At 47.2% G+C, this 13434-nt stretch carries 8 protein-coding genes; 3 read left to right on the top strand and 5 right to left on the bottom strand.

The window, feature by feature from the left end; genetic code table 11:
- Positions 1-49: 49 nt before the first annotated feature.
- Positions 50-1438 (top strand): hypothetical protein, encoded by a 1389-nt coding sequence (locus CVV44_01090; GenBank protein ID PKL41259.1) that lies wholly within the window; start codon positions 50-52, stop codon positions 1436-1438.
- 67 nt (positions 1439-1505) lie between these two features.
- Here the strand turns inward: CVV44_01090 and CVV44_01095 are convergent, their stop codons facing one another.
- Positions 1506-1718 carry a hypothetical protein gene (locus CVV44_01095; GenBank protein ID PKL41260.1) on the bottom strand — a complete coding sequence of 71 codons (213 nt, stop codon included), beginning with the start codon at positions 1716-1718 and terminating at the stop codon, positions 1506-1508.
- Here CVV44_01095 and CVV44_01100 point away from each other — a divergent pair.
- Entirely contained in the window at positions 1702-3036 is a 1335-nt protein-coding gene (locus tag CVV44_01100; GenBank protein PKL41261.1) for a hypothetical protein, read from the top strand. The genes CVV44_01095 and CVV44_01100 overlap by 17 nt on opposite strands.
- Here CVV44_01100 and CVV44_01105 read toward each other — a convergent pair.
- The 4 genes from CVV44_01105 to CVV44_01120 all read right to left on the bottom strand — a co-directional run bounded on the left by CVV44_01105 (position 3028) and on the right by CVV44_01120 (position 10262).
- Positions 3028-6864, bottom strand: a complete 3837-nt coding sequence (locus tag CVV44_01105) for a hypothetical protein (protein PKL41262.1) — start codon at positions 6862-6864, stop codon at positions 3028-3030. The two genes, CVV44_01100 and CVV44_01105, sit on opposite strands and share 9 nt — an antisense overlap.
- Positions 6857-7741, bottom strand: a complete 885-nt coding sequence (locus tag CVV44_01110) for a hypothetical protein (GenBank protein ID PKL41263.1) — start codon at positions 7739-7741, stop codon at positions 6857-6859. Before CVV44_01110 ends, CVV44_01105 begins: the two co-directional genes overlap by 8 nt.
- A 74-nt stretch (positions 7742-7815) precedes the next feature.
- Entirely contained in the window at positions 7816-9060 is a 1245-nt protein-coding gene (locus tag CVV44_01115; protein ID PKL41264.1) for a hypothetical protein, read from the bottom strand.
- A 98-nt stretch (positions 9061-9158) separates the two neighbouring features.
- Complete coding sequence (locus tag CVV44_01120; GenBank protein ID PKL41265.1) at positions 9159-10262, bottom strand: hypothetical protein; 1104 nt, start codon at positions 10260-10262, stop codon at positions 9159-9161.
- A 44-nt stretch (positions 10263-10306) separates the two neighbouring features.
- Between CVV44_01120 and CVV44_01125 the strand changes: the two genes are divergently transcribed.
- On the top strand, positions 10307-13339 hold the full coding sequence (locus CVV44_01125; GenBank protein ID PKL41266.1) for a hypothetical protein: 3033 nt from the start codon (positions 10307-10309) through the stop codon (positions 13337-13339).
- The last annotated feature ends 95 nt before the right edge of the window (positions 13340-13434 follow it).

Consider the following 13434-nt stretch of genomic DNA (forward strand, 5'->3'; position numbering starts at 1 on the left):
ATGAAAATTCTGCAGCGGGAAAAATTATTGATAGGACATACATATACTCATGAATAAAAGGATACTACCCTTTATTGCCGCCGTGATTGCCCTGGTATCGGTTTTTCTCGTGGTCCAGGTAAGAAATTCTCCCGCCACTACAGTCATGGACGATGATGGGGATTATGGTGATGGAATTTTTTCAATTGATACAGACCGTAATATAAATGATGAATTCAGGAAAGTCTACGGTGAAGGGGGCGATTCTTTTTCTCGGTGGCTGCAATCGGGACGGGACCCTTCGGTTGTTCCGGCCGTTGTTGCCGGCATTGTGCGCGATGGAACCTTCATCTTTCACAGCGGCGTTAATGCCGATCTGGATACGCCCATGGGCATTGCTTCCCTTACCAAGACCTTTACCGCAGTCCTGACCCTCAGGCTTGCTGAAGAAGGAGTACTTTCCCTTGATGATCCGGTCCGGAAATATCTTCCCGATGTGAAAATAGAACGGGAGGATCTGGGTTCCCGCAAGGTGACTATCCGAGATCTCCTGGCTCATCTTTCAGGAATGCCCACGGCCGGAGATCAGTATAGCGCTGTATCAGCGGGCAGGGAGATCATCCAGTTTCCCCGGCAGAAGAATCCGGCGGGACTCTGTTATGCGTATAACAATGCCGGGTATGTCGTGGCAAAAGCAGTCCTTGAAAGCGCGACGGGAAAACCCTATGATGGATTGTTAAAGAAATATATATTTAATCCCCTGGGCATGGATGCGACCTCGGCGAAGGGTTCCAACGGTACAGGGGGTATTGTTACTACTTTGCGGGACCTGGCAAAGTATACAACCATGCTTATCAACAGGGGCCGTTATGGAGGGAAGAGTATCCTCTCCGATACTTCCTTCCATGAAATGCTGGCGCCTCAGGTGGAACTGCCGCGGACCGAAGTCGATTATCATTATTCCCTGAGCTGGGAGGTCATCACGGTAAAGGGCAGAGTGGACAGCTATTACAAGGCCGGTCGATGGTACGGTGAGTCGTCGGCCATACAGGTTTTTCCCGCAAGGAAGATTGCTCTTGTATACCTGTGCAATCCTCCACACCATCTTACTCCGGCCTTTATGAGTTGGCGGCAGAGCCTGACGGGAAGACTCAGGAACCTGGTACGGGCTTCAGAAGGTGACCCCGGCCTCTGCACCAGTTGGCCTTCCCTGTCGGCAGAACAGATCCAGTGGTACACAGGTACCTATGAAAACATACTCACGGGGAAAAAAATAAAAATCTGGATTGAAAATGAGACACTCCTCAGTTCACTGTCAAATCCGCCCGGACAGCTCCATGCCTTCACATCCAACAGGCTTCTCATGGGACAGGGAAATGTTCTGCACAATTTTGTGTGGCAGGATAGCCGGGTTGTGGGTTTGGCGCTCACCTCGGGATATTACCGCCTTGTGCCATAACTCGAATAGCCGCAGTAATCAGTTTGTAATTCATATTTGTTTATAACAGATGTTTGTCTATGCATATTTATATGGACTGATTCGTTGTAAAAGAATATTTATGCGCCAAATTCTCCCATCCTCTTTTTCCCTTACAATATTGTAGGAATTTCCCCCTATAGCCGATCAGAGAAATCTTTGTTATATTCTTTATTGCTAAAAGGGCAGGAGTGCCCGGGAGTGTGAGATTGAATTCCATAAAGATTTCAGCAGCTTTGGGGACAATGCTGATTCCCTTCATTTATAATCCGAAACTGCCGGTAATGGATATGAATTACCTTGCCGGTTCCTATGACCACGCCGTTGTGGAGCAGGAAAAGAAGGATCACGATAAATCCATAATAGAAGAACGGGATTCCATTGACCGGTGGATGCGCGAATACGTCAATGGATCATTTATTCCATCGGCTGCGCTGGTTGTTATAAGGGATGGAGCCGTATGGCACAGGAATCTTGTCAATACTTCGGAAAAACGCCGCTACAGCGTGGCATCATTCACCAAGACTTTTACGGCCCTGGCAGCACTGCAGCTTGTTGAGCGGGGTAAAATGAGTCTCGATGAACCGGTGAACAACTACTACCCGGCGTACCTGGAAAATGATCAACTGGTTACGCGCCAGATTACCCTGAGGGATCTCCTGACCCATACATCGGGGATTGTCAATGATTTCAGCGGGCCCGGCAGGTTATATCCGTACCAACGGTATCCCGCCGGATCGCGTTTTTATTATTCCAACCAGGGCTACATCGTGGTAGGGCGCATAATCGAGCATGTTTCGGGGAAGCCCCTGTACCGTTATATTACTGAACAGTTCCTGGAGCCACTGGGGATGAAGGATTCCGTGGCGCCGGAAACCATGGTTGCATCGGGCGGTCTGCAGTGCACCATCGACGATTTGGCAAAATATGCTGCCATGATGCTGAACCGGGGAAGCACCCGATTTCATACTTTTGTCTCGGAAAAGACCTTTAATGAAATTTTCTCGAAAACACTGGATTCCCCGCCGGTGAAATTCAATGAGTATCGCGGGATTTCTTGGCGGGTATGGACTATCGATGACAGGCCCTATTCAATGAACCACGCTGCGCTCTGGGTCGGTTCCGGCGGTTGGATACAACTCTTCCCCTCTCTGGGAGTGGGATACGTTTTTATCAGCGATACGCCTGATCACGACAGCGATGAATTCAATCTTTTTTATCGTGGACTGAAAGGGCGCCTCCTGAAACTCACGGCGCTTCTCAGTGACAGTGACATGGATCCCCGGGGATTCAATCCCGGCATTCCTTTAGGAGAGGAATTGAAAGAATTTACCGGTGTTTATAAAAATAATGAAAGGAACAGGTTCATTGAGATCGGCCTTGATAAAAGGGGCGGACTCAGCGTTCGGCGTATCGAATCGGGAGAGGTCATGGATATCGTTCCCACATCGCGACTGACTTTTGTGTACATATATCCCGGGCAGAGCGAGAAGGGCCTGGCCTTTGATTTTACCTGGAAGAAGGATTCAATCGTTGGCCTGGGGGTCCTGGATGGATACTATGAGAAGATATCATTTTAGAATTTTATTCTGCACCTTCACTTCCCAGATCACTATGTCGGGAATTTTCTGATTCAGGGTATCCATGAATTGGGAAATTTTATTCCGGTCCATGAGAGTGGGATCGTTTTCCAGCCTGAATTTTGAAGAGAGGACGTACTCATTGAGTTTGCTCACGAGACGTTCTTTCAATATGTTCTGCCATTCCAGGGAGCCGCGTTTTTCGAAATAGTCATAGAAGGCGAACTTATCGGCGAAGACCGGCAGTTCAACATTTTCCACTTTCCATTTCGGGAGGCTCACCGTGGCGCCGGCACTGGTATTTCCCCGTGTCCTCTCAATGATATCCCTGATGGCGCCCGAGAGAAAAGATCGGACAGCGCTTTCATTTTCAAGAAAAACAGCCACTTCAGCCGTGTTGCTGAACTGCGGCGCCTTGATAAATTTCTCGATATATGCATCCTTGTTCATGTTATGCTGCTGCGCCCGGTCCGAGGTGCCATCGCCGTCGAGGATATCACGGATGATGAGGGAATATTCCCTCCGGAACTGCATTTTACCCGACACGGGATCCTTGGCAAGCATGCCCATGGTGCTGACGGCTTCGGCCAGCAGATCAGGCCCGGCTTTTTCAAATCCGTCCCCGGTTTGGAATTTTTGAGCAATACCGAGTATGTTCTTTTTATAGTTTTCCCTGGCTTCCATGTCCTTGAGAATTTCCGTAAGATAGGGTTCGTAGCAGTAGCCCTTTTCTTTCTGTTGAAGGACCTTGAGCAGCGTCAGTCCTGACCACAGCTTTGCGGGGTTCGTATAGTTCCTGGATCGGAAGGGGTCGGGAAAATATTTAGCGTCAAAGGTGTGATGATTGAAGCAGTGGAGAGGGTGCGTTTTATCAGCAATAAGGGCGTGATAATCCCCGGCGCACTCACCGAGCGAATTGATTTTATAAATAGGAAAGCCTAAAAGAATGCCCATTGATATCATTTCATAGGGTTTACACAGATTGGGAACCTGGAAGGTCTCAACGCTCACGGGAGGATGGGCAATTTCCCTTTTTTTATAATGGTTCATGCGCTCCGGAAGATCATTGGGTTTTGCTGTACCGGGTTCATCGCCTTCCTCGTATGTATCGAGTTGAAAATTGGTCACTGTTCGATAGTATTCCATGGCGTTGAGGCCCGAGCAATCGGCGTAAATATAGGGACGCGAATACGTATCGAGTTTTTCAAGTAGTTTGACAACGGGTATTTTTTTATCGTCAAGGATCTGTTTGATGGAGATTGTGTCGAAATTAAATCCCTCGAAGCGGCTGTGAATGATTCTGAAGATCTTTTTCTTGATGCGTTCTATGTCTATCTTTAGTATGCTGCTTTCGCTGAGGTTCAGGCCGTCCTCTGGATCGTTCTGATTGTCCCCGGAGTAAAGCAGATTCCTGATTTCTTCCAGGGGTCTGCTGAGGATATCGCCGAAGTTTGTATCAATGTATTCCTTCATCTCTACCGGGGACATTTCCAGTATGGAAAGGCCCTGCGTGGAAATCAGGTAAGTCTCGATCAGCTGTTCTTTCGTGTCTTCACGATCCATCTGGATAAAATCTACATCGTTGCAGAGATCCTCAAGGCTGAGGCGTGAATAAAAGTATTTTTCAATGAAGTCCTTGATTTCCTTTCCGTTTATGAGGTAAAAATAGAGAGGATTTTTTTTCTCAAGCAGGTTAAAGCGGTCCTGTTCGATGTCCTGTTTCAGCTGGTCCCGGAGGGAGGTGATCTTGTCCTTCAGGAGATTGACCTCCAGGTTTTTGAGGTTGAAGAGCATCGCCTTAAATTCCCGTACAAAGGATTCAGCCGAAGTCAGCATGGTCTCGAAAACAAGCTGGGAAAAATTGAACCGGGCCATGTCAAGCAGGGCTTCCACGGCCTGTTTTTCTCCCGTACCCTTTTTCTCGATGACAGCCACGAGCTTTTCCATGTCTTCGGTGGAATAGCGGGCAAGGGCGACCCTTTCCTGGTAATATTTTTTCTGGTACAACTCGAGCCTGCCCAGAAGGAGTTCGATGACGGCTTCACAGAAGAGGAAACCTTTTTGAGGATCTTTCAGGAATTTATGAATTTCCGCGGTCAGAACAGATTTCATTTTTTCCAGTTCCAGGCGGTATCGCTTTTCCATCCGGGTCAGGAGGTTGGCCTTTATTTTTTCCATTTCCTCTTTGCCGTAGTCGCGAATAATATTTTCCATGGCCGAGGTGAGGCTGCGTGTGTCCCCTTTTCCCATGGCAGCCGTGATTTTCTTTTCGTAGGAGCGAAACTCGATTTCCGCATCCATTTTATAATCGGGATACATTCGTTCAAATACAAGCCGGCAGTCGAGCCGCAGGGCACGCACGAGGCCGCGGTTGATATCTCCCAGTGTTTCAAGGAGGAGTTTGCCGTTGACGGGACGAAGGAAGGATTCCATCATCCTCATGGCCATGATCTTGTATCCGATTTCTTTCAGCTGCGGCACGGGATAGATTACCCTCGATATACCGAAGGAATTATAGGCTGCCTTGCGCTTCGATGATTCATTGAGGGGCAGATAAACCGAGGCCCTGGTGGAATCATTCACCATGCGTTCCTCAATGGCTCCGCCCACCGTTGATGCCACAAAGGTGGAGATAAACTGTCCCGTGAGTTCCTGGACCTGGTCTCTCCCCTGCAGTGAATTGCCCGACATGTTTTCTATGTCAAGAAGATAGAGCATTCCGTCATCGAAGATACGGTCCGGTACTTCAACCATGCGGCCCGAAGGATAACGGGCGCTGAAGGTGTTGCCGCTCATGAAATAATCGATCTCCTTGAGCGCCGCGTAGGCATTGGCCCTGGCATTCCTGTTGTAGACGACCCTTTTGAAGGCTGACGGAAGGACCAGGATGCCGTAGATGCGCGGTGCCGGCCAGTGGTCCTTGAAGATATCCTTTATCATGGCCGTGAGATCGAGGATCATGCCGTTGCCGGTCCCACCCACTATGGAACAGGTGATGAATATGGATATCTGCCCGCTGCGCCTGAAATGGCGGACCCTGAAGGTGAAGCGCTGTTTCTCCATCTTCGATCCGTTCACCTCAAAATAATATCCCCGCTCATCTTTAGGAAAATTTTCCATGGTGAGTTTGCCGGTTGTATGCGGACTGAGGATGGCCCGCGTTTTACCATCGGGTTCGATTGATATGAGATCATGTTCCGCTGGAATTCTATCATTGAAATAGTAGCGGTTTACACCCCTTTCGATTATAAAAGTGATATCCTCATCACGCTTATCCTCGCCCTCCTTTACATCCATAAGCTGAAAATATTTAGGATTATCGGAGAGTTCATTGAGGCGGTCCCGCTCCTTTGTCAGAGCCGTGCGGATTGCCTGTTCGTTGTAGAAAAAAGCCAGCCGCCCCAGGGGTCTGGTCTGGTTGGCGCCCTGACCGGCCCTGGTGGAAATATCATAAACATCGGGATTGGGCAGCCAGTCGAAACAGGGATCACCGGTGTATTTTCCGCGGAGGAACTCAAGGGACAGATCGGCGGGCGTGGGCGTGGCCAGGTACAGCATGCGCCTCTCTTCCTGGAGAAACTGGTCGGTAGGGAAACGGTACTTCCCGCCCCGGCCCTCAATGCTGGTTTCGATATCGGTGGTATCGATACCGATCCAGCGCATGTAGCGGTGGGCGTCCAGGGGAAGATTGGACTCGATCCACTTCTTGGCTGACAGGACTCCCTTCATGCCCGATCCCCCGACACCGATAACCAACGATTTTCTGACCGTGGGTTTTTCGTCGTTGATAACGCTCTGGATTGAACTGTGAATAGTGTCTTTAGCCATTTCGCTTTTCCGATGTGAATGGATCTACCATGGGGTACAGGCCCTCGCCTGTTGACGCACCGGTGTCATATCCGGGATATATTTTGTACAGGCGGATAAAAAAATTCTTCTCTGTCTTGGGTATTCCGGCCTTTGTTGTTATATCGTAGTCCTGTGTAAACAGGTGGAATTCGAAATATCCCGTGGTAAACTTACCTTCCTGGTTAAGACGGTCTCCCAGCCTGAAGCGTATGGGTGTTTTTGCCGGCAATGCGGGGAATGTGGGCTCCCCTGTTTCATCGGGTTGGTTTTTTATGTAGATGCGCTCCCGTGAACCCATTTCTCTGAAGCCTTCAAGGCCGGGATAGTAAACGAGAACTTTCCCATCGCGTCGGAGGTCGATCTGATATTCCTCCCATATTTTGTCGGGCAGGTTGTAGATGTCGCGCTCCCGTGAGTTCTCTATGATGCGGATAAAAAGAGAAAGATGATCGTCGATAATTTCCGTTGAATAGGTTTTTATCTGTCCCTGGCGCTGACCGATACTGATGGTTTTCTCCATAACATTTTCATTGGCCAGGGAATACTTGAAGATGAGACCGGGATCAGGCAGTTCCTTGGGCGTCACACCCGGGCCCGATGAACCCCCCGGTGCTCCCCTTGCTCCGGTAGTGACTTTCCGGTCACCTTTCTTCTTTTTTCCGAGCGACAAGCGCGGCGTTTTTCCATGCCTGAAGCCGACGATCTGGAGCCTTTGGAGGATCACAATGATAACAAGAAGTACGATTATAATTGCAAGTCCCCACACAACGATCTGGTATGTGTCAACTTCCTGCTCAAGCTGGTAAACGCGAGGATCAATCTGTGAGGGCAGTAAATTCAGAAGATGTTTGAGCATCATATTCCTCCGCGATGAGTAATTTTATGTGCACCGGGTCTCTGTGGTTCCGGAGGCCAGGGTCATGAATGAGGCTACAAATGGACGCCATGGACAAAGGAATCGGACGATCCGAAATAAATGACACGGTCTATGACCAGGGGCCTTCCATTGATATTGCCGTCGGTTTTAAAAGTAAATACGGGGCTGCCGGTAGTTCTGTTCAGGGCATAGAGCATGTTGTCTTCAGATCCGAAATACACCCTGTCCTGGTCCACCAGGGCCTCGCTGCGGATCTTTCCTCTCCCCTGAAAGGACCAGACCTGTTTTCCCATGGCATTGATACAGTAGAATTTGCCGTTATCGGCGCCAAAATAGAAGTATTCGTCATTTCCCTGTACCGCCGAGACAATAGGGCTCAGTATCCGGGAACGGACTACGAAATTCCACCGGAACTCACCGCTGGTCCTGTCCAGTGCATATATGAAGCCGTCGATGGTGGGCACCAGGACCAGATTTTTCATAGAGGATACACATGCCTTTGTACGTGCCGCATCGGATAATTTGTAACTCCATAATTTTGATATCTTGTTTCCACCGTAGTCGAAGGCATTAATCTGTTTGTCTTCCGATGCAATAAAAATGATCCCGCTGTCGATTCTGGGAGTGGAGACTATTCCCTCCAGTTCGTATTTCCACAGGAGTTTCCCGATGGATTTATTGCTTTCATCCTGGTAATAGGCCTCAAAGCAGAAGAGACCCCGAAGGGTGGCAATGATGAGGAGCTTTCCCGTTGTAAGCGGTTCCGTGAGTATGCCCTTATTGAATTTTTTCTGCCAGAGAATTTTCGGTTTCACCTCCTTTGAGCTGGAGGATATGTCTGTTTTTATGGCATAGGCAATCCCTTCCTGGGTAGTGCAGTAAATGATACCGTTTTGGTAAGACGGGGTATTGATAATGGACCCCTGTATCTTCATCCGGGAAAGAACAGTAAAGGTCTGTTCTGTAGGCCGCAGTATATATATCTCGCCGCTTTTGTTTCCCACGAGAAGGGCCGGGCCTGAATCGCCATTGTTAACAATCTCAATACCGGAAACAATGGGCCCCCCGGTTTTTATCTGACAAAATTCCTGGCCTGAATCATTGGTAACTGTACTTTCCCGGGATTGCAGGTCGCTCAGGGTATCGGAACCGCTTTCGACGCGTCCCGATGAAAAGCTCTCATTGATGGAGAGGTTTTTTACCGGATCGAAGGCCTTCAGGGGCTTGAGATAGGGATTGGCGTTCATGTTGTTATGGCATCCTTTTCCTGTACTATATAACCAGGATGTTCTGGGCATATGTATATTGATTTGTATATCATCGGCAGGGAAATGTCAATTATTCTTTTTCCCCTTTATTCACAGAGCCGGTGTAAGGGCTGGATAGATCGTCGTGGTCAGAATTCTATTCTGTTTCTTCCGTTTTGTTTGGCGAGATAGAGTTTTCGATCCGCATCGCCGATAAGTTCTTTCTCTTCCCGGTGTATCGATATATCGAATTGCGCCACGCCGAAACTGGCCGTTATGGAATGGGTTGTTCCGCTAAAATTGAAGGTATGCCTCTCAAGTACATCTTTGATGCGCCGGATAACCTCAACGGCGTGCTGAAGGCCCGTGTCTGGAAGGATGAGCAGGAATTCCTCTCCGCCATAGCGTGAGATGATGTCGCATTTGCGTAATTTTTCCGAGAAAAGACCGCCCATGAAGCCCAGAACCTGGTCCCCGGCCTGATGGCCAAAGCTATCGTTGACTTTTTTAAAATGATCAACGTCGGCCATGACGGCACACAGGGGCTGCCTGGTTCTTTCAACACGGTCAATTTCCTTCCGCAGAAGTATCTCTCCCTGTTTATGATTGAAGAGATGTGTCAGGCTGTCGTGCGTGGCCTTGATATATAGTTCCCTTACTAAAAAAATAATCTCAAGGGCGATATTGAGCTGGGTGGAATAATCCCCGATATGCTCCATCTCCACGGACTTGGCCGTGCGGTCCGTGCCTATATGGAAGCAGCATTCGTACTGGTGATGTCCTTTCAGTACGGGTATGGCGACGATGCTTTTAAGATTCAGATTATCAATGATGGCCTGTGCTGAATTAATGTCAGAATCAAAATATATGGCGGCCATTTCATACAGTTCTTTGTCGCAGAAGATGTAATGATTGAGAAAGTTATCATTGCCTTTGTACAGGCGCTTCATGGCCTCTATGGCTGAGTCATTGTCCAGGGGGATGTTGTTGCCGGTCAGGGCTTCCCGGGATGACCGTGGCAGAGAATCAACAATGTAAAAGAATTCATTGAACTGCCGGTCGAAAATGCTCAGGACCACACCCATGGCGTCAAAACGCTCAACTATATGATCACAGATGCCCCGTATGGAATCGGACCAGTCCCCATCGATCATCTGCAGGAGCTGGTTAAAAAGCCCCAGATCGGCGCCCATGGATGATGAATCCTGGAACGGGAGGATATTTTTTGATTTCTGGATTGCGGGATCTGTCATGATTATACCTCAAAAGTGCAATTATTGCATTAATCTACACAAGTATGGAACTTCGTCAAGCATTTACCGGGTTATGCGGACATAATGAATCTATGAATTCAAACAGTGTTTTGTTGTTCTTGACATGGATAAAACGGCAGGGTATACTTATGGTGAAATGGCCGTGGTGTGATAATTTTATGAAAAAGATTTTTCTCAAGCGCTGTTTTAACAAGATATTGCTGCCGGTAATGTTATGCATCTCCATTACGGGATGTTTTAATATGGCAGTCACACCAGAGCCGCCACGGGCAATTGACGGAGTGCTTGATCTGACACGGTGGAATTTTCATGATGACGGCCTTGTGGACCTGGCGGGAGAGTGGGATTTTTACTGGAATGAATTCATCAACCCTCATGAATTTTTAATGAAGAATCGGGCGAAAGTGAAGAACCTGGTGACTGTTCCGGGAAAATGGAATAACTATTTACTCCAGGGGGAAAAGCTGTCAGGATATGGTTATGCCACGTACCATCTGAAAATACTTCTTCCCGATGGTCAGGGGAAATCATCCGATGTTCCCCGGGCATTAGCCTTAAAAATCCCCATAATTAACACCGCATGCTCCCTTTTTATAAACGGTACGGAACTATATAAGGCGGGTGTTCCCGGAATAGAAAAAAACCTTTCAACCCCGGGCCATCTTCCGGGGATTGTTGGTTTTATTCCGACGGGAAAAGACATTGACCTGGTTTTGCATGTTTCCAATTACCATTACCGAATCGGCGGCGTATGGCTTTCGATTAAGATTGGTGACGAAAGGGAGGTGAGAGAAGCACGGGAACGGATAATAGCCTTTACCCTTTTTCTTTTCGGAAGCATTTTTATCATGGCCCTCTATCATCTGGGTCTTTATCTGGTAAGGAGGAAGGACGCTTCCCCGCTCTATTTTGGACTATTTTGCCTTTTTATAGCTGTATTTACGTTTTCCATGGGAGAACGATATGTTTTAAAAATGATACCAGGCATGAATTGGTATCATATTAACCGTATGCAGTTTTTATCCCACTATGCATCGCTTCCGTTTATTCTGCTTTTTATTCATTCTCTCTATCCGGCTGAATTTTCCATGAAAATATTGCGTGTGCTTATAACGGTCTGTGGTTTATTCGTCGCTCTTGTCATAGTTACTCCTGCAACAGTGTATTCGACTTCTCTCAGGATTTTTCATGTTATTACGGTGATTGGTTGCATACAGATATTTTATGTGCTTATACGGGCCTTTAATAAAGGCCGTCATGGCGCCGGTGTTTTTCTTGCAGGTTTTATATTTCTTTTTACGGCCATCATCATTGATATTATCGCCAGTTTTGGTGTAATCTTTTTCAGTATTGACATGGTACCCTTTGGTCTTTTCATTTTTATTTTTTCACAAGCCTACCTGTTATCTCACCGATTTACTCTTTCTCTGAACTCGGAAGAAAATCTTTCAAATGAGCTGCAACAGAAGAATCTTCAACTGGACAAGGATATAGAAGAAAGGAAAAAAGTGGAAAAAGAACTGCTGTCCACAAAAAATTTCATGAAGACCATACTGGATTCACTTTCTTCTATGCTTATCACTGTCGATAATTATGGATCGATCATGCACTGGAACAGTATCGCGGAAAAAATAACCGGTATTGCCGAGGCTGATGCACTCTCGAAGAAAATATGGCACATAATCCCATTTCTTCTTCATCATGAATCGGACTTAAGAGAAATGATACTTTCAAAAAAACCGCATAACCTGTATATCAAGAATAGTGATGCGGAAAAAGTCACCATGTATACTCTTCTTGTAAGTCCCTTCATATTCAGCGGCCTCGACGGGGCAGTAATCCGTATTGATGATGTGACGGAAAGCATGAAGAAGGATGAACAACTCAGGCAGGCGCAGAAGATGGAAAGCGTTGGGACCCTGGCCGGCGGCCTTGCTCATGATTTCAACAATATTCTGGGCGGAATTTCGGGAGCCATATCGCTGCTCAAGATTCATTTTGGCAGGATGCATATCGACAGCGATGAAGTGAGTGAATTGTTCGAGATCATAAAAACAGCATCGGTGCGTGCCCGTGATATGGTATTACAACTGCTGACATTGTCGAGAAAATATGAGTTTTCCTTTACATCGGTGGATATTAATGATACGGTCAGGCATGTGGTCAGGATATGCCGCAATACCTTTGACAAATCAATAGAAATCAAGATGCATCAGTATGATGGTCGTGCTATGGTAAAAGCAGATCCGGTCCTGCTGGAGCAGGTCGTACTGAATCTCTGTATAAATGCCTCCCATGCCATGACTATTATGCGGGAGGAAGGAGATATATACGGGGGTACTCTCACAATCAGCATTGACCGTATATATGCAGATTTGCGATTCAGGGATGCTCACCCTGAATCACGGGAAGGCGAATACTGGGTCATTACCCACCGGGATACGGGTGTAGGGATCGACCAGAAACTTCTGACAAAAATATTTGATCCTTTTTTCACGACAAAGAAGAAAGAGAAAGGGAGCGGCCTTGGCCTATCAATGGCTTATAATATAATACAACAACATGAGGGTTTCATTGATGTGTATTCGGAGCCGGGTGTTGGGTCCTCGTTTGTAATATTATTACCTGTATTGGAAAGCCAGTGCGGCGAGGTTTCTGTAACTCTTAATTCGGAAGTTGTTGTCGAGGGAAGCGGCCTGATTCTCATTATTGATGACGAAGAGATAATGAGAAAGACCGGTGCCGGCATTCTCATGGAATGCGGTTATGAAGTGATTACTGCTTCTGACGGGATTGAGGGGCTCCAAATGTTTATTGAGAAAAAGGGGGAGATAAAAGCTGTCCTGCTGGATATGATAATGCCAAAGATGTCCGGAAGGGAAGCTTTTGTGGAAATAAAAAAAATCAGTCCGCGTGTATCAGTGATTATCTCATCCGGTTTCAGGATGGATGAACGCGTCAACGAAATACTGGAAATGGGGGCAAATGGATTCATTCAGAAACCCTATTCGATAGTCGAATTATCAAAAATCATTGCTCAGGCGTGTCGTATTTGATTTTTCCCATGCAATGAGTTGAAACTGCGTAATAATTTTTGCTTCATGGCCATAAAATAAAAAAGGCCGTCCTTTTTCAAGGACGGCCTTTATAT

The organism is Spirochaetae bacterium HGW-Spirochaetae-1 (assembly GCA_002839375.1).
Taxonomy (GTDB): domain Bacteria; phylum Spirochaetota; class UBA4802; order UBA4802; family UBA5550; genus PGXY01.